16 protein-coding genes are annotated in these 17,286 nt (G+C 75.0%); 11 read left to right on the top strand and 5 right to left on the bottom strand.

Annotation, left to right across the window (positions count from 1 at the left end; translation table 11 throughout):
• Nucleotides 1–5: 5 nt before the first annotated feature.
• Complete coding sequence (locus ABD901_RS24970) at nt 6–2,696, bottom strand: AAA family ATPase (protein WP_345129565.1); 2,691 nt, start codon at nt 2,694–2,696, stop codon at nt 6–8.
• An 85-nt stretch (nt 2,697–2,781) separates the two neighbouring features.
• Here ABD901_RS24970 and ABD901_RS24965 point away from each other — a divergent pair, with 85 nt between their 5' ends.
• The 5 genes from ABD901_RS24965 to ABD901_RS24945 all read left to right on the top strand — a co-directional run bounded on the left by ABD901_RS24965 (nt 2,782) and on the right by ABD901_RS24945 (nt 6,650).
• Nucleotides 2,782–3,321, top strand: coding sequence for a hypothetical protein (locus ABD901_RS24965; protein ID WP_345129563.1), 540 nt, complete (start codon nt 2,782–2,784; stop codon nt 3,319–3,321).
• Between the two features lie 180 nt (nt 3,322–3,501).
• Nucleotides 3,502–3,708: a hypothetical protein gene (locus ABD901_RS24960; RefSeq protein WP_345129561.1), complete on the top strand. Its 207-nt coding sequence runs from the start codon at nt 3,502–3,504 to the stop codon at nt 3,706–3,708.
• A 302-nt stretch (nt 3,709–4,010) separates the two neighbouring features.
• Nucleotides 4,011–5,141: a glycosyltransferase gene (locus ABD901_RS24955; RefSeq protein ID WP_345129559.1), complete on the top strand. Its 1,131-nt coding sequence runs from the start codon at nt 4,011–4,013 to the stop codon at nt 5,139–5,141.
• A complete protein-coding gene (locus tag ABD901_RS24950; protein WP_345129557.1) occupies nt 5,138–6,148 on the top strand; it encodes a glycosyltransferase in 1,011 nt (336 codons plus the stop codon). The genes ABD901_RS24955 and ABD901_RS24950 overlap by 4 nt, the downstream gene beginning before the upstream one ends.
• A 70-nt stretch (nt 6,149–6,218) precedes the next feature.
• The gene (locus tag ABD901_RS24945) at nt 6,219–6,650 is read left to right on the top strand and encodes a DUF5994 family protein (protein WP_345129555.1); all 432 of its coding nucleotides are present in this window, start codon (nt 6,219–6,221) and stop codon (nt 6,648–6,650) included.
• Nucleotides 6,651–6,693: 43 nt separating this feature from the next.
• Here ABD901_RS24945 and ABD901_RS24940 read toward each other — a convergent pair whose 3' ends face one another.
• The gene (locus tag ABD901_RS24940; protein ID WP_345129553.1) at nt 6,694–6,858 is read right to left on the bottom strand and encodes a hypothetical protein; all 165 of its coding nucleotides are present in this window, start codon (nt 6,856–6,858) and stop codon (nt 6,694–6,696) included.
• A gap of 363 nt (nt 6,859–7,221) precedes the next feature.
• Here ABD901_RS24940 and ABD901_RS24935 point away from each other — a divergent pair, with 363 nt between their 5' ends.
• Both ABD901_RS24935 and ABD901_RS24930 read left to right on the top strand, forming a co-directional pair.
• Entirely contained in the window at nt 7,222–7,425 is a 204-nt protein-coding gene (locus tag ABD901_RS24935; RefSeq protein ID WP_345129551.1) for a cold-shock protein, read from the top strand.
• Between the two features lie 171 nt (nt 7,426–7,596).
• Nucleotides 7,597–8,994, top strand: coding sequence for a DEAD/DEAH box helicase (locus ABD901_RS24930; protein ID WP_380132522.1), 1,398 nt, complete (start codon nt 7,597–7,599; stop codon nt 8,992–8,994).
• 9 nt (nt 8,995–9,003) lie between these two features.
• Here ABD901_RS24930 and ABD901_RS24925 read toward each other — a convergent pair whose 3' ends face one another.
• Together ABD901_RS24925 and ABD901_RS24920 are read right to left on the bottom strand one after the other, a co-directional pair.
• The gene (locus tag ABD901_RS24925; protein ID WP_345129549.1) at nt 9,004–9,639 is read right to left on the bottom strand and encodes a response regulator; all 636 of its coding nucleotides are present in this window, start codon (nt 9,637–9,639) and stop codon (nt 9,004–9,006) included.
• Nucleotides 9,591–10,898: a sensor histidine kinase gene (locus ABD901_RS24920; RefSeq protein WP_345129548.1), complete on the bottom strand. Its 1,308-nt coding sequence runs from the start codon at nt 10,896–10,898 to the stop codon at nt 9,591–9,593. Before ABD901_RS24920 ends, ABD901_RS24925 begins: the two co-directional genes overlap by 49 nt.
• A gap of 108 nt (nt 10,899–11,006) precedes the next feature.
• Between ABD901_RS24920 and ABD901_RS24915 the strand changes: the two genes are divergently transcribed.
• From ABD901_RS24915 to ABD901_RS24900, 4 genes are all read left to right on the top strand, one after another.
• On the top strand, nt 11,007–12,026 hold the full coding sequence (locus ABD901_RS24915; RefSeq protein ID WP_345129547.1) for a fatty acid desaturase family protein: 1,020 nt from the start codon (nt 11,007–11,009) through the stop codon (nt 12,024–12,026).
• Nucleotides 12,027–12,117: 91 nt separating this feature from the next.
• Nucleotides 12,118–13,077 carry an aldo/keto reductase gene (locus ABD901_RS24910; RefSeq protein WP_345129546.1) on the top strand — a complete coding sequence of 320 codons (960 nt, stop codon included), beginning with the start codon at nt 12,118–12,120 and terminating at the stop codon, nt 13,075–13,077.
• Between the two features lie 18 nt (nt 13,078–13,095).
• A complete protein-coding gene (locus ABD901_RS24905; RefSeq protein WP_345129545.1) occupies nt 13,096–13,524 on the top strand; it encodes a hypothetical protein in 429 nt (142 codons plus the stop codon).
• 3 nt (nt 13,525–13,527) lie between these two features.
• Nucleotides 13,528–14,577: a hypothetical protein gene (locus ABD901_RS24900; RefSeq protein WP_345129544.1), complete on the top strand. Its 1,050-nt coding sequence runs from the start codon at nt 13,528–13,530 to the stop codon at nt 14,575–14,577.
• Here the strand turns inward: ABD901_RS24900 and ABD901_RS24895 are convergent.
• On the bottom strand, nt 14,557–17,085 hold the full coding sequence (locus ABD901_RS24895; protein WP_345129543.1) for an EAL domain-containing protein: 2,529 nt from the start codon (nt 17,083–17,085) through the stop codon (nt 14,557–14,559). The genes ABD901_RS24900 and ABD901_RS24895 overlap by 21 nt on opposite strands.
• Nucleotides 17,086–17,286: the final 201 nt, after the last annotated feature.

Genomic DNA, 17,286 nt, shown 5'->3' with positions numbered 1-17,286 from the left:
CTGCGCTAGGGGCGCTGCCAGCGGGCCACGAACTCGGTGCGGTTGGCGCACTGGGTTTTGGCCAGGATGCTGCGGACGTGTGACTCGATGGTGCGCTCGGACAGGACCAGGCGTGCAGCGATCTGGCGGTTGGTCAGCGCCTGCACCAGCAATGCCGCGATCTCGCGTTCGCGGGTGGTGAGCGGGTCGGCGTCGTGGCGTTCGGCGGCGATGCCGGCGGACAAGGTGCCGGCGGCGGTCACGGTGCCGGGCATGTCCAGGCGGGTGGCGATGGTCAAGGCGTCCTGGGCGAGGGTTGCCGCCTCCGCGAGATCGCCCCGGGAGCGCAGCAGGCGGGCCAGCAGCAGGCTGGTCTGAGCCGTCTCGGGGCGGGCGCCCATGGCACGGTTGCGGTCCAGGGCCTCGCGGAGCAGTTCGACGGCTGTCGTGGTGTTGCCGGCGACCGCGGCGAACTGGCCGAGGTGGCGGCTGACCGTGCCGTGGAAGAAAGCCGTGGCCGTTCCCAGGGCGCCGGTGTACGACCGGAACGGCAGCAGCTGGCGGTAGGCGATCTCGGCGGCCGGCGCGTCGGCGAACTGTTCGATCAGGGGGACGAGCTGGATCAGGATGGCGACCCATGCCGGGTGGTCGGCTGGGAGCGGCATCCGGGCGCGCAGCCGGTCGTACAGTTCGCGGGCCTCCGACAGGGAACCGGCCAGCACCAGGGCGTTGGCGCGCACGACGTCCACGAGCGGGGCCGGCGGGGCGGCGGCGTAGGCCGCCTCGAGGCCCTCGGGCAGGGCGCTCGGATCGCCTCGCAGGACTGCAACGTGTACCGCATGGGCAAAATGCATGCCGGCTGCGGTGTGGTCGCCGGAGGCACGCGCGATCGCCATGGCGCGGTGGCTGTGCTCGGCGGCCTCGTCGAAGCGCCCGCTGAACGCGGCGCGGCTGGCCAGCATCCGGTGGCGGTGCCACTGCAGCACCGGCAGCGGGGCGCGGGTCGCCAGCTCCTCGATGGCCGCGGCCGCCGACTCGACGACGTCGGGGCGGTTCATGAGGTAGCCGGTCTGCATCCGCCACTCGTGGCCGATGAGCGCGGTCAGCGGCTGGCCCAGCGCGTCGGCCCGGTCGGCCACGATGTCGCCGAGGCGCAGGCGCTCGGGCATGTCGCGGGCGTCGACGAGGGTCAGCTCGCGGGCGCGGGCCGCGTCGAGCTCCGCGTGCGGGTCGCCGCTGCCGGTCGCGAGGGACAGCGCCACCTGGGCCCAGCCCTCGGCCTGTGCGACGCGCCCGCCGTCGGCCGCCATGACCGCCAGCTGCGCCAGGACCCGGGCGTGCAGGCCGTCGCCGAGGTCGGCGTAGGCCAGGGCGCGCTGGCACAGGCGGGTGACCACGCCGCCGGCCTGCGGGTACGTCACGCCGTGCAGCACCAGGGCGCTCGCCGCGACGAGGTCGCCCCGGCCGGCCCCGTCCGCGAGGTCCGCGGCGGCGGCGCAGCGCGCCAGGCACCGGTCGTAGCGGCCGGCCAGGTACTCGGCCCGCCCGAGCTCGATCAGCAGCTCGGCCCGCGCGGCCTCGGAGGCGTTCGCGGCGGACAGGTCGGCGAGCACGTCGGCGAGGTGGCCGACGGCGTCGTCGTAGGCGTGTGCGGCCCGGGCCTGCGCCGCCGCCGCGCGCGACCACGTGGCCGCGGCCCGGCGGGCGTCGGGGGCGGGCCCGGCCTGCCGCCACAGCGCCGCGATCCGGGCCGCCGGTTCGCCGCCGCCCGCCTCGAGCGCGAGGGCCGCGTCCCGGGCAAGCCGCCGGCGCGCGGCCGGCTCCAGCCGCGCCACGATCCCGTCGCGGACCAGAGCATGCGTGAAGCGGTACCCGCTGCCGTCCCCGGCGACCGCCAGCAGCCCGGCGTGCCACGCCGCGGTGAGGGCGTCCGCCACGTCGCCGGCGAGTGTGGCGGCGAGCAGTGCCTCGTCGACCTCCTCGCCGAGCACCGCGGCGGCCTCGACCACGGCGAGCTGGGCCGGGGTCAGCGCGGCGAGCAGCGCGCGTACCACGGCGGGCAGGTCGCTGGAGTCGTGCCCGGCGCGGACGGCGGACACCAGCAGCGGAAGGCCCCCGGTGCGCGTGTACACCTCGGCCGCGACGGCCGGGGCGACGAGCTCGGCGACCTCGTCGACGGTGAACGGCGCGAGCGGGATCGTCACCGCGCCGTAGCGGCCCAGCCCGGCCAGCCGCAGCGCCGCCTCCTCCGGCGCCGGCGAGCGGACGGTGCCGATGACCGTGAGGCCGCCGCAGGCCGCGCCCTGCGCCACCTGCCGCAGCAGGTCGAGGGAGGCGGCGTCGGCCCAGTGCAGGTCCTCGAGCACGATCACGGCCGGGTCGCCGTCCAGCAGCGCGTCGCTCATCCGGGCCAGGGCCGCGAACCGGGCCGAGGCCGCCGCGCCCGGCTCGACCTCGGACTCGGGCGCGAGCCGCAGGCCCGCCCGGCGCAGCGCCGCCCGCCACGGCCACAGCGGCGGGGCGGGCTCGGCAGGGCAGTAGCCGCGCACGGCCGCGACGCCGGCCTGGCGTACCGCCCGGTCGACCAGCATGGTCTTGCCGACGCCGGCGGGCCCCTCCACGAGCACGACCCCGCCGCCGTCGCCCGCGGCGAGCCGGCCGGCCAGGACGGCGAGCTCACGGCCCCGGCCGACGAATCCGGCATCCGTCAACGACACCCGGTCAGTATGGCGGGCGGTTTCAGTGACGGGGCTCAGTGGCGGTACCGATGTCCGGACGGGCCGGCGACGGCAGCCTTTCGGTATGCATATCTCGACGCACACCATCCCCGACGCCCACCCCGTGCACACCGGGTGGGTCGACAACGCCCGGGCCGCCGTCTCCGCCGCCGGCGACCCCCTCGGCGCGCTCGTCGGCCGCCCGCTCGGCACCGGCGCCGGCATCATGTTCGCGGGCTGGCCGCAGGACGGCCCGGACCGCTTCGAGTTGGTCGAGGAGCTTTCCGGCCGTGGTACCGCACCGCCGCGCTACATGCAGGTCATCGCCTTCGACGGCCCGCGTTCTGCGGAGTGGGCCGAGGCCGAGCAGCTCGCCGCGACGCGCCGGCTGTGGCCGGCGACCCGCGACATCCCGGGCGTCGTCCGGGCGCTGCGCCTGCGGGCCCGCGACAACGGCATGACGGTCGTGACGCTCGCCGAGTCGGCCGACGCCATCGACGAGGTGATCCGCGCGGTCATGACGAGCGCGCTGCTGCCCGAGGAGGACCCGGCGCTGCTCACCGGCCCCGACCGGACGGCCGTCTACCGGCTCGTCCACGCCGATCTCCCGATGGTCGCGAGTTAGCCGCGGACGATGAGGGTCGGGCCCCATCGGGTGCGATGGCCTGGCACAATGAGTGTCATGGATTGGGCGACCTACAAGAGCATCGACTGGGTGCGGGTCCTGGGTTACGAGAACCTCCCGGGCTGTGCGAGGCCCCAGGCGGCGCTGCGCGGCTGACTGCGCGACCGGGGCATCGACTGGATGCCGTTCGGCGAGGACGAGGTCGTCATCGACCTCATGTGCGGGCCCGACGAGACCGGGAAATGGCACGGGTACTTCGGGATCAAGGTCGACGCCGAAGGGCTGCGCCGCGTCGGGCTACATCCCGACCAGCCGAGCTCGAAGATCGTGGGGCCGTCCCCGCCGAAGTGGTGGCATGCCGCGGCCGAGCGGGGGTGGCGGCGCTAGGGCGATCGGACGATCGCTCGGTGCTGTCGGCCCGCTACGCAACGTTGCGTTCGCCGACGTCGAGCGCCGCGGACTCGGAGGCGCGCGTGCTAGCGTGGCTGGGTTGACCCGTTTCGATCGACGCCCCGGGTTGGCGGCGGCGAAACGTCGTCACACTGGTGTTCGCACCGCATGACCAGCGCCGTATCAGCCTTTCTGCGCTTGCCACCCGGCGCTGCACCCGCCATTGAGAGGTGGGTCATGTCAACAAGCTTCATCGCATGCACCGTGCACGCAGACGGCCTGGCACAAAGCCGCAACCGGTGACGATCTCCTACGGATTTCTGAGCACGTATCCGCCGACGCAGTGCGGGCTGGCGACATTCACAGCCTCGCTGTTTCGAGCGCTGACCTCGCCGGCCGGCGGCGCCGGCCCGGCGGGTGTCGTGCGTGTCGTGGAGTCCGCACCGAGCGTGGACCGCCCGGAGGTCATCGGGCACCTGATGCCCGGCGACGCCGACGGCGCGGCGCCGGCCGCCGTGCTGGATCGTCACGACGTCGTGATCGTGCAGCACGAGTACGGCATCTTCGGCGGCGCCGACGGCGAGCACCTGCTGCCCCTGCTGCGCCGGCTCCGCGCCCCCGTGATCGTGGTGCTGCACACCGTGCTGGCCCGGCCGAGCGCGCACCAGAAGGAGGTGCTCGAACAGGTCGTCGCGCTGGCGGGCGCCGCCGTCACGATGAGCGAGGCGGCCCGCGCGCGGCTCGTCGAGGAATACGACGTGGCCCCGGAGAAGGTCACCGTCATCCCGCACGGTGCGCCCGAACGGCCGCCGCTGCGGCTGCTCAACCCGTCGGGCGAGCCGGTGATCCTGACCTGGGGGCTGCTCGGGCCCGGCAAGGGCATCGAATGGGCGATCGCCGGCCTGCGCCTGGTGCGGCATCTCGCGCCGCGGCCGCGGTACGTCATCGCCGGCCAGACGCATCCCAGGGTTCTGGCCGAGCAGGGCGAGGCGTACCGGCTCATGCTGTACTCCCGGATCCGGGGGCTCGGCGTCGGCGGCATCGTCTCGTTCGAGCGGGGCTACCTCGACCAGACCCGGCTCGACCGGCTGATCGGGCGCGCCGACGTCGTGCTGCTGCCGTACGACTCGACCGACCAGGCGACCTCGGGCGTGCTGGTCGAGGCGCTGGCCGCGCACAAGCCCGTCATCGCCACCGCCTTTCCGCACGCGCAGGAGCTGCTCGGCGGCGGCGCCGGCCTGCTCGTGCCGCACCGGGACGGGCCCGCGATCGGCGCCGCCCTCAAGCGGGTGCTCACCGAGCCCGACCTCGTCAGCGGCATGTACGACAAGGCGACGCTGCTGTCGGCGGGCAGCCGCTGGACCATTGTCGCCGAGGCCTACCGCGCGCTGGCGGCGACGCTGCTGAGCCGGACGCGGGTGTCGCTGTGACCTGGCGGTATCCGCCGCCCTCGTACGACCATCTGCTCCGCCTCAGCGACGACATCGGGTTGTTCGAGCACGCCGACCACGCCGTGCCCCGCCTGGAGCACGGCTACTGCGTCGACGACGTGGCGCGCGGCCTCGTGGTGATCTGCCGCGAGCCGGAGCCGTCGGGGGCGCTGCTGCAGCAGGCGGAGCGGTACCTCGCGTTCATCGAGCGGGCGCAGCGCGGCGACGGGATGTTCCACAACCGTCTCGGGTACGACCGGACCTGGCTCGACGAGCCCGCCTCCGGCGACTGGTGGGGCCGCGCGGCATGGGCGGCCGGCACCGCCGCGGTGCGCAGCCCGATGGGCGATGTCCGGCGGCGCGCCCTGGCGTGTTTCGAACGGGCCGCGCGGTGCCGGTCGCGCTGGCCCCGGTCGATGGCGTACGCCGCACTCGGCGCGGCCGAGGTCCTGTCGGAGCGGCCGGACCATGCGGGCGCGCGCTGGCTGCTCAACGACGCGGCGACGACGGTCGGCCGCGCCGGCGACGACCCGCAATGGCCGTGGCCCGAGCCTCAGCTGACGTACGCCAACGCGCTCATCCCGGCCACCATGATCGCCGCCGGGCGGTACCTCGGACGTCCGGCCGCGCTGGCCGACGGGCTGCTGCTGCTGCGTTGGCTGCTCGAGCAGGAGACGCACGGCGGGCACCTGTCCTGCACGCCGGTCGGCGGGCGCCGGCCCGGCGAACGGCCGCCGGCCTTCGATCAGCAGCCGATCGAGGCGGCCACGCTCGCCGAGGCGTGCGTGAGCGCCCTCGATCTCGCCGGCGGCGAGCGCTGGGAGGCCGGGCTGGCCTCGGCCGTGGACTGGTTCATGGGGAACAACGACACCGGCGTCGCCCTCTACGATCCGGGCACCGGCGGCGGCTACGACGGGCTCACCGCGGACGGGCGCAACGCCAACCAGGGTGCGGAGTCCACGCTCGCCGCACTCGCCACCCTCCAGTACGCCCGGCGGCTGGCCTGATCCCCGGCCGCGCCGTCCGGGCGGCCCGGCGGCGAACTGCGCGGCACGCCAACGGTGAGAGAAGGTTCGGATGACCGACGACGTCCACGACCCGGGCCCGGCGCCGCCGGCCGGGGTGCGGCTGGAGTTCCGCACCGCGCCCGGCGCCTCCGTCGCGTTCGACGGCGCCTGGTGGCCGCGCACCCGCAACAGCGTCGGCGAGCTCGCCGCGCTCATCCAGGCGCTCGAAATCCGCCGGACGCGGGTCCGGCTGCTCATGCTCAATCCCTACGGCTGGCGCGATCGTCCTCGCCGCATCGACGCGGGCGGCCGGGTCGTCCGCATCGAGTGGATCACCATGCTCGACCGGTCCGTCGTGATCGGCGCGACCGACAAGGACCAGCGGATCGACCTGCGTCTCATCGTGCCGGCGGGCGACCAGCGTGCCGTGCCACCGCAGCCGCCGCTCACCACGGGCGGGGCGGCCACGGCGGGGATCCCGGCGGCCGAGGCCGAGCCGTGACCCTGCGGCGCATCCGCACGCCGGACGATGTTCGTGCGTGCGGTCAGGGCTGAGCCGGGGGAGGCACGAGCGTCAGGCGCAGGCCGTCGACCAGTTCTTCCACACGGACACGTTCGGCCTGTCCGCCCTCGGGCAGCATGGCGTCGTAGAGCTCGCCGTTGCCGATGTCGATCGTGCCGCCCGCCCGGGCGATCAGCACCGCGAGCACCGCACGGAGATTGACGTCACTGAGATACCGCATGCGGACCGCCTGCCACTGACTTTTCGCGTTGGCGCCGGGCGGAACAAGATGTGCCGTCCGCGGACCATGCTAACCCGGTTTCCCGCCCGTCGCGGCGTCGCATTTCATGCCCGGCTGGGCGCGCCGAATCCGCGGCGCGGCCCGCCTCGCCGGGACGTGCTACTGTTGCGCGGTTGCAGTTGTGAACCGAATACTTTGCCAGCGCCTGGTGGGTATTGACCCGCCGGCGCTCTTTTAGTTTTTCGGCCATCTCCGAATTGGATGATCACCACTGCGATACGGGATCTCGCAATGTGTGGGTTCCCGATCCAGACTTCCCAAGGGGACGGCATGACCATCGGTACCGTGAAGTGGTTCAACTCGGAAAAGGGCTTCGGTTTCATCACCCCCGACGGTGGTGGCGCCGACGTGTTCGCCCACTACTCGGCGATCAGCTCCAACGGCTTCCGCAGCCTCGACGAGAACCAGCGGGTCGAGTTCGACATCACGCAGGGCGCCAAGGGCGCCCAGGCGGCGAACATCCGCGTCATCTGAGCCAGGCCGGCGCATCACGCCGCGGAGATCCGGTGCCGCCGGATCCGCGGCGTGCGACGCCGGTCGCCGCGGCCCCCGGCATTCCGCCGGCCCGTCCGCGGCACCCTCTGTCGCGGCCGCGACGGCCCGGTGCGGGCCGGCCCGGGGCCGCACCTTCACGTTCGGAGACACATGGCGGCCCGCCGCACCCCTGACCACGCATCGCCGATGACCACCGCGTTCACCGACCTGGGCGTGCCCGCCGCACTGGCCCGGGTGCTCGCCGCGGCCGGCATCACGCAACCGCTGCCGATCCAGGCGGCGACGCTGCCCGACACACTCGCCGGGCGCGACGTGCTCGCCCGTGGCCGCACGGGCTCGGGCAAGACCTACGCATTCCTGCTGCCTGTGCTGACCCGGCTGTCCACCGGCGGCTCGCCGCGGCGGCCCGGCCGGCCGCGGGCGCTGATCCTCGCGCCCACCCGCGAGCTGGCCACCCAGATCCACACGGCGATGGCGCCGCTGGCCAAGGCGTTGTCGCTGCGGACCATGGTCGTCTTCGGCGGCGTCCGGGTGAGCTCGCAGATCGCCGGTCTGCAGGGCGGGGTGGACGTGCTCGTCGCCTGCCCGGGGCGTCTGGCCGACCTCGTGCGGTCGGGCCATGCGCGCCTGGACGCGGTGGAGGTCACCGTGCTCGACGAGGCCGACCACATGGCCGATCTGGGCTTCCTGCCCGACGTGCAGCGGCTGCTCGCGCTGACCCCGCCGCGAGGGCAACGGCTGCTGTTCTCGGCGACGCTGGACGCCGGCGTCGACGTGCTCGTGCGGCGGTTCCTGACCGCCCCGGTCACGCACAGCGTCGACTCGGCGCTGTCCCCGGTGACGGCGATGGAGCATCACGTGCTGCACGTCCGCGACGAGGAGCGCTTCGAAGTCCTCGCGGACCTCGCCGCCGCACCGGGCCGCGCGATGGTGTTCACCCGGACCAAGCGCGGCGCGAAGACGCTGACCCGCCGGCTGGTCGCCGCCGGCGTGCCCGCCGTGGAGCTGCACGGCGACCTGGGACAGCCCGCGCGCAACCGCAACCTGCTGGCGTTCACCGACGGCACCGTGACGACCCTCGTGGCCACCGACATCGCCGCCCGCGGCATCCACGTCGATGACGTCCGGCTCGTCATCCACGCCGATCCACCGGTGGAGCACAAGGCCTACCTGCACCGCTCCGGGCGCACGGCCCGCGCCGGCGCGACGGGCACCGTCGTCACGCTCATGACGGACCGGCAGGTCGCCGAGGTGCGCGAACTGACCCGCAAGGCCGGGATCGCCGCGGCCACCATCCGCCTCGGACCCGGCGACCCCCGGCTGATGCAGCTCGCCGCCGGGGAGCGCACATTCGTCCCGGCGACGGCGACGGCGACGGCCGGCGATCCGCTGCCGGTGGACGGCACCCGGCGCCGTCCGGCCCGCGACGTGCACCCGCGTGGCGCGGCACGCACGCCGGCCGCCGCCGCGGCGGCGCCCGCCCGTCCAGCGGGCGCGGCGGCGTTCTCCGCACGGTCGCAGGCAGGGCGTCGGCGGCGGGGCCGCTGACGCCCGCCGTCAGGCGTTGAGGTACGCCAGGACGGCGCGCACCCGCCGGTTGTCGTCGTCGGAGGGCGGCATGTCCAGCTTGGCCAGGATGTTGTTGATGTGCTTGCTGACGGCCTTCTCGGTGATGCAGAGCTTGACGGCGATGGCGGCGTTGGAGCGGCCCTCCGCCATCTCACCGAGGACCTCCCGCTCCCGCAGGGTGAGGACCGCCAGCGGCTCCCGGCGGGCGAGCAGCTGCGAGATCACCTCCGGGTCCATGGCGGTGCCGCCGCCGGCGACGCGCCGCACGGCGTCGACGAACTCGCCGATGTTGGACACCCGGTCCTTGAGCAGGTAGCCGACCCCGCCGTGCGGGCTGCCGAGCAGCTCGCGCGCGTAGAGGGGCTCGACGTGCTGGGAGAGCATCAGCGTCGGCAGGCCGGGCATCTGGCTGCGGGCCGCGATCGCGGCCTGCAGCCCCTCGTCGGTGAAGGTCGGCGGCAGCCGGACGTCGATGACCGCGACGTCGGGCCGGTGCTCGACCAGAGCGGGCAGCAGCGCCGGTCCGTTGTCGACCGCCGCGACGACCTCGAAGTCGAACGCCTGCAGCAGCCGGGTCAGTCCGTCGCGGAGAAGAGTGTGGTCTTCGGCGATGACAACACGCACGGCAGCTCCATGGTGATGACGGTGGGTCCCGCCGGCGGGCTCGACAGCGTCATGGTGCCGTCGAACGCGGCGAGGCGGCGCTCGATGCCGCGCAGGCCGGAGCCGGCCGCCGGGTCGGCGCCCCCGGCGCCGTCGTCGGTGACGACGATGTTCAGGACTCCGTGCGCATAGCGCAGGCTCACCGTTCCGCGGTGGGCACGGCTGTGCCGGATCAGGTTGGTCAGCGTCTCGGCGACGGCGAAGTACGCCGCGGACTCGACGGGAGTGTCGGGGCGTCCCGGCAGGTCGACGTCGACCGAGATGTCGACCGGCAGGCCGAGCGCCAGCGCGCGGACGGCGCCGCCGAGCCCGCGTTCGGCGAGCACCGGCGGGTGGATGCCGCGCACGAGATGCCGAAGCTCCACCAGGGCCGCGCCGCTGGACTCCTTGGCCTCGGCGAGCAGCCGGCGGGCGCCGGCCGGGTTGCGGTCGAGGATCTCGTCGGCCAGGCCGATCACCATGCTCAGCGACACCAGCCGGGCCTGGACGCCGTCGTGCAGGTCGCGTTCGATGCGGCGCAGCTCCGCCGCCTGGGCGTCCACGGTGTCGGCCCGCGTCGCCGTCAGCTGCGTGACGCGCAGCCGAAGCTCGGCCGTCTTGGTGGGTGCGAGGAACAGCCGCGCGAAGTGGGCGTCGACGCGACGCAGCCAGGGCGCCGCCGACAGGCCGGCGACGAGGATCGCGGCGCCCTGCGGCACGCAGAGCAGGCCGGCGCCGAACGACTCGACGGACCAGACGGCACCGTAGCCGTACCAGCCGGTGGCGAGCCAGACCCACACCGGCACCAGCGTCACGCCGGCCAGCCCGTACAGGGGAATGAGCACGACGAACGCGGCCAGCCCGCTGCCGACGACCGCCCCCGGCCCGAGCCACGCGAGGTCGCGCCACGTGGCCGGGTCCGTCACCGTCCACCGGAAGCGCTGCCAGCCACCGGCCACGGCCCGCTCCGGCTCCGGATGGTACGGGCGGGTCACGAGCACGCCGGTGCGCGAGGCGCGCCGGCGCTCCAGATCGGCGCGCATCCGGACCAGGCGCATCGTCCACGGCACCAGCGCCAGGCCGAGAAACGGCACCGGGGTCATCGCCAGCACGAGCACCGACACGGCCAGCAGCGGCAGGTTGGTGAACGCCAGGCCGAGCGCCGCGAGGCCGCCCAGCACGGAGCGAATCCCCCGGCCGGCCCACCGCCCGGTCGGTGCGCCCACTCCGATCACGCCCACATGTCTCATTGTGCCAGCGGCTCCGCCGGGCCATGGTGGTGCTAGCACCCCTACCGCGGAGGACCTGGCGCTCCTGACCGGCGGCGCGCCGCAGGGTTCGATGCTCACATGACGACCACCACGACACCGGCGCGAGCGGCGGCCGGCAGTGACTTCGCCGTGCTGGCCCGCCGGATCGCAGCCGAAGGGCTGATGGAACGCCGCCCCGTCTACTACCTCGCCCGGCTGAGCATCGTCGCGCTCATGCTGGCCGGCGGCTGGGCCGCGTTCTTCCTCATCGGCTCGTCCTGGTGGCAGCTGGTGACCGCGGCCTTCCTCGCCGTCGCCTTCACCCAGGCCGCGCTCGTTGCCCACGACCTCGCCCACCGTCAGGTGTTCCGCACGCGCCGGCCGAGCGAGTTCGCCGGGCTGCTGGCCGGCACCCTCGTCGGCATGAGCTACGGCTGGTGGATGGACAAGCACACCCGCCACCACAACAACCCCAACCACGACGACCTCGACCCGGACGTCGCACCCGAGGTGCTCATCTGGGCCGCGGAGTCGGCCGTGGGCCGGCGGGGACTGGCCGGCTTCATCACCCGGCACCAGGCCGGGCTGTTCTTCCCGCTCCTCACGCTGCTGGCCATCGACCTGAAGGTCTCCAGCGTCAAGGCGCTGCGCAACGGCACGGTGAAGCGCCGCGGGCTGGAGGGCGCGCTGCTCGCGCTGCACGCCGTGGCCTACCTGGCGGCCCTGCTGATCGTGCTGTCGCCGCTGCAGGCCCTCGCCTTCGCCCTGGTGCACCAGGCGCTGTTCGGCGTCTACCTGGGCATGACGTTCGCGCCCAACCACAAGGGCATGCCCCACCCGACCGGCGACGAGGACTTCCTGCGCAAGCAGGTGCTCACCTCCCGCAATGTGCACGGCAGCTGGCTGACCGATGTGGCGCTGGGCGGGCTGAACTACCAGATCGAGCACCACCTGTTCCCGGGGATGCCGACGCCGAACCTGCGCCGGGCCCAGCCGATCGTCCAGGCGTACTGCGCCGACCTCGGCGTCAGCTATGAACAGACCGGCCTGATCGCCTCCTACCGGCAGGCGCTGCGCTATCTGCACGCCGTCGGCGCTCCCGCCCGCGCCGGCCGCTGACCCCGGCCCGCCTCTGGATTGAAGGCGATCCGGGAGGTCCGGCTGGAAGTCGCCATTCACGCGGGCGCGCCGGACGGCGAGGATGCGCGGTGTGCGGTACATCCGGCTGGGCTCCTCAGGTTTGACCGTCTCGCGGATCGCGCTGGGCATGATGAGCTACGGCGACCCAGCGGCCCTGTCGTGGGCCCTCGACGAGCGCGGCGCGCTGCCGATCGTGCGGCGCGCCGTTGAGGCCGGCGTGACGCTGTTCGACACCGCCGACATGTACTGCGACGGTGCGAGCGAGACCGTCACCGGGCGGCTGCTGCGCCGGCTGTTCGCGCGGCGCGAGGACTACGTGCTGGCGAGCAAGGTGTACTACCCGACCGGGCCGGGCGCCAACGACCGCGGGCTGTCGCGCAAGCACATCGTCGCCGCGGCCGAGGCGTCGCTGCGGCGGCTCGGCACCGACCACCTCGACCTGTACCAGGTGCACCGCTGGGACCCGGACACCCCGGCCGACGAGACGATGCGGGCCCTCGACGACCTCGTCCGCGCCGGCAAGGTGCGCTACCTCGGCGCGTCGCTCATGCCGGCGTGGCGGTTCGCGCTGGCGCAGTACACGGCGGCGGGCAACGGCTGGGCGCGGTTCGTGTCGATGCAGACGCGGTACAACCTCGTGTACCGCGAGGAGGAGCGCGAGATGCTCCCGTGCTGCGCCGACCAGGGCGTCGGGGTGCTGCCCTACAGCCCCCTGGCACGCGGCCGGCTGGCTCGGGCCGGCGCGGAGCCGACCGCGCGGTCCGAGACGGACGCGGCGGCCCGGCGTGCGGCCGACGGCGACGACGAGATCGTGGCCGCGGTGCGCGCGGTGGCCGCCGAGCACGGCGTCCCGCCGGCGCGCGTCGCCCTCGCCTGGCTGCTCGGGCGGCCCGGCGTGTGCGCGCCCATCATCGGCGCCACCCGTACCGGCCACATCGACGACGCCGTCGCCGCGCTCGACGTGACGCTCACCGGGGAGCAGGCCGCCCGCCTCGAGGCGCCGTACCGGGCACGCGAGCCGCGCTACTGAGCCCTACCATCGATGGCCATGGGATACCTGGTGCGACCCTCCGGACGCCTGCATGTCCCGGCGGCCGACGACGCCGCGGCGGTCGCCGCGATCAAGGCCGCGTGGGCACAGGGCGACGGGTTCGACCCGGACGGGTGGCCGCCGAGCGACACCCTGACCGACATCGCGTGGGTCGCGGCGGCCGCCGTCGAGCGCGACGGCGACTGGATCGAGTTCGCCTACGACGACGCGGGCGACCCGAAGTGGTCGGACTCGGCGACCGCCTTCTACGTCGCGCTCGCGCCGTTCGTGCGGGCGGAAGGGACCGTCGAGATCGAGGGCGAGGACGGCTCGACCTGGACCTACACCTACGCCGGCGGGCAGGTCACGCAGGACGGGTGGAACGGCTGGGACGGCACCCTCGAGCCGTTCGGCGAGCCGGTGAACATGCCGCCGGACGAGCGTTAGGACGTGACGGTCCTCGCGTGCGGCGCCTGCGGTGCTGGGCTCACGGTGCCGCTCACCCGGGTCGCGCTGCCGGTCCACGCCGTCCAGCACCGCTTCCACGACCTGCTCGGCCCGCTCATGGAACCCGGCACCTACGCCGTCGATCCCGAGCCGGGCGGGCCGCCGTGGCGGCGGTGGGACGACCTCGACGAGGCCGGCCGGCGGGCGCGGGGCTGGTACGCGACGCCGCCGTACGCCGTCGCGGACGGGCCCGCCGGGCGGTTCGTCGTGGCGCCCGGCGACACCCGCGGGCTGGCCTTCACCGGCGCCGAGCCGGACGGCTACTGCCTGGGGCTCACCGGCAGCAACGGGCCGAACCTGTCCTGCGCGGGTTGCGGCAACGCGGCCGGCTTCCGGGTGGACGACTGCGGCTACTGGCAGGCGGTGTGGTTCGACCCCCGGGCCGTGCGGGCCACCGGGCCCGACGACACCCCGGTCGCCGACTGGCCGGCGGTGCTGGCCACCCGGCCCGCCCTCGACCCCATCGGCGCGGACGGCGACTGGCACCCCCGCTGGACGGCGGCGGGCGGCGCGGCGCTCGCGGGCCTGCTGCTGGCCTCGGGGGGCCGGCGCGTCCACGTCCCGGACGGGCCGCTCGCCGGCCTCTTCCGCCGCTGGCTCGACGGGCTGCTCCCGCCGGGCCCGCCCGCGCGGCGTGCCACGCTCGCCGGTCCGGGCCTCCCGCCGGCCCCGGACATTGCCCTGGTGCCGCGCCATCCGCAGACCGGCGCGCCGTGGCCGTGCCCGGGCGCGGCGGCCACGGTCCCGTTGGACGTCGACGTGTGGATGTTCCTGGTGTCGTACCGCGAGCGGGGCCCCATCCCGGGGATCGGCGCGCTGCCGCAGGACGCCTACCTGGACCTCGCCTGGCCGCTGCACCTTGCCTGGCCGTTCGAGCCGGACGATCGGGTGTTCTGCGACGTCCTGGTGCGCCGGCCGGAGGTCCGTGAGCCATGGCTGCTCGCCATCTACGACCGCGCCAGGCGCCACAACCTACGCGCGCTGGGTGTCTAGGTAGGCCTCGAGCCGCTCCGGCACGCAAGGCGGGCAGAACACGGAGCCCTGCGCGAGGTGGCAGCCGGCGGTTGTGATCGCCCGCAGTTCGGCCTCCTGCTGTACATCGTCGACCGCCACCTCGACGCCCAGCTGCCGGGCCAGGTTGACGACCGCGCCGACCACGGCGGTGTCGGCGCCGGCGAACGTGGGGCGGTCGACGCGGACCAGGTCGAGGGGGAGGCGGCGCAGCAGGCTCAGCGAGGTGGCCTGCACCCCGAAGCCGGTCAGCGCGGTGCGGGCGCCGAGGGTGCGTACCGCCGCGAGCCGCTCGACGAGGTCGGGCAGCGGCGGGTCGGGGACGCTGAACTGCACCACGAGCCGTGAGGCCGGCAAGCCGGTGGCGGCGAGCAGGTCGACGAAGCCGTCGTGGCCGAGCAGGGCGGGCGAGACCGGCACGGCCAGCCACAGCGGGCGGCCGGTCGACGCGGCGCCGCCCCACGCGGCCAGCTGCCGGCCGGCGGCGCTGAGCAGCCAGGCACCGAACTCGTGGTGCAGGCCGAGCTGGTCGGCGATCGGGAGGAACTCGTGCTCCTCGACGGCGCCGAGGCCGGGGCGGCGCCAGCGGGGGCGGGCCTCGACGCCGGCGACGCGGCCGGCGGGCAGCTCGACGACGGGCTGGAACAGCAGGTCGAACTCGCCGCGGGCGAGGGCGCCGGGCAGGTCCTGCTCGATGGTGAGGCGGCGGCGCAGCAGCGCGGCGGTCGCCTCGTCGTACCACTGCGGCGGCTGCGCCGGGCCGAGCTGGCGGGCGCGCTGCAGGGCGAGCTCGGCGCGGCTCAGGGCGCTCATCGTCGGTGCGTCGCCGGCGGCGGCGTGCTCGGCGAGGCCGGCGGAGGCGGACAGGTGCGAGGCGACGCCGAGGACCGGGTACGGGTCCGACAGCAGCGTGAGCAGGCGGCTCGCGGTCATCTGGGCGTGCACGGCGCCGCCGGCGGTGAGGACGGCGAACTGGTCGCCGTTGAGCCGGGCGGCGACCTCGCCGGGGCCGAGGGCGGTGCGCAGGCGGCGGGCGGCCTCGACGAGCACGGCGTCGCCGATCTCGTGGCCGCGCAGCTGGTTGACGGTGGTGAGGCCGTCGAGGCCCAGGACGATGAGCACGCAGGGCGCGGTGCGCTCGGCGAGCTGCCGGCGCAGCTCCGTGCGGTTGGCCAGGCCTGTGAGGTGGTCGCTGCGGGCGGCCTGGTGCAGGGCGTGCTCGAGCTGGCGGCGCTGGCTGATGTCGCGGATGTGCACGACGACGGCCCGCACGGACGGGTCGGCGCGCTGGTCGCTGACGCTCCACTCGGTCTCGCGCCACACGCCGAAGCCGTCGCCGAGGCGGGCCTCGACGAGGGGCTCGCCCGCGGCGAGGGCGGCGCCGACGGCCGGTGCCTCGTCGGGGTGGACGCGGTGCAGCAGCGGGCGGCCGAGGACGTCGGCGTCGGCGAGGCCGAGGCGGCGGGCGGCGGCGGGGGACTGCCAGCGCACGATGAGGGCGTCGTCGAGCATCATCGTGACGTCGGCGGAGCCGGCCACCAACGCGCGGAAGCGGGCCTCGCGCTGGGCGAGCCAGTGGGCGTACTGCCGGACGTCGGCGACGGCGAGGGCCTCGCGGACGGCGAGGATGAGCACGGCGACGATCGCCAGCAGCGCCGAGACGGCGTCGAAATGCCCGGCGACGAGCAGGTGGTAGGCGGCGGCGACGAGCGCGGCGGCGAGGGGCAGTGCGAGCAGCGGGTAGCGGGCGAAGCTGCCGTCGGGGGTGGCGGTGTCGGGGCCGGCGCCGGCCGGTGCCGGCGTGGCGGGCAGGGTGCGCCCGGCGAGCAGCGGCCCGGCGACGAGGGGCACGCCGGCGGCGGTCAGCCAGCCGGCCGGGGAGTGGTAGTCGAGCAGCAGCACGAGCGCGGTCTGCGCGACGAGCGTGATGAGGACGCCGGCGCCGCGCACGACGGCGCCGGGCTGCATCGGGGCGGCGCGCATGATGCCCACGACGGCAGACCCGACGGCGACACTGGCGACGAGCACGGCGGTGAGTGCGGCGCCCTTCAGGCCGGCCTGCTCGAACACGACGAGCCAGGCAATGAAGAACAGCAGGATGCCGATGCCGACGCCGTCGAGCAGGCGGCGGGCCCGCCCGACCCAGGTGGCGGGCTGGCCGGGCAGGTGGAACAGCGCGGCGAGGAAGGTGCCGGCGACGAAGAACAGGCCGATGAGCGGCAGCTCGGCGGGCAGCGGCACGTCGGACAGGCGGGCGCCGGGCGCGGCGACGAGGGCGATACCGGCGGCGGCGGTGGACAGGCCGCAGAAGGCGAGGGCGGCGCCGGCGGGGCGGTACCAGGCGGCGGCGGGTCCGGCGCGCAGCAGCAGGCCGCCGGCGCGGGCGGCGGCGACGAGCCCGGCGACGGCGAGCGCGACGCCGGCGGGCAGCAGCCCGGCGAGGGCGGCGGCCAGCGCGGCGGCGCTGAGCGTAACGGAGACGAGCAGCACGGCGTTTCTTTCCTCGGAGGGGTCGAGGTTTCGCGCAGCCTGCACAACGCGTCAGGCATCGATCAGGTTACCGTCGGCGAGCATTGCGGCGAATGCGGCCGCGAGGGGGTCGGGCCGCACCCGGGAGTAGGCGGTGATCGCCCGCCGGACCGGCGGGGACGAGCGCGGCGCCGAGGCCGGCGGCGGCGAGGGCGGGCACGG

Origin of the sequence: Dactylosporangium darangshiense (assembly GCF_039537565.1) — a bacterium.
Lineage (GTDB): Bacteria > Actinomycetota > Actinomycetes > Mycobacteriales > Micromonosporaceae > Dactylosporangium > Dactylosporangium darangshiense.
Note: the sequence above shows the minus strand (reverse complement) of the source record. Positions and strands in the feature narration are given on the sequence as shown.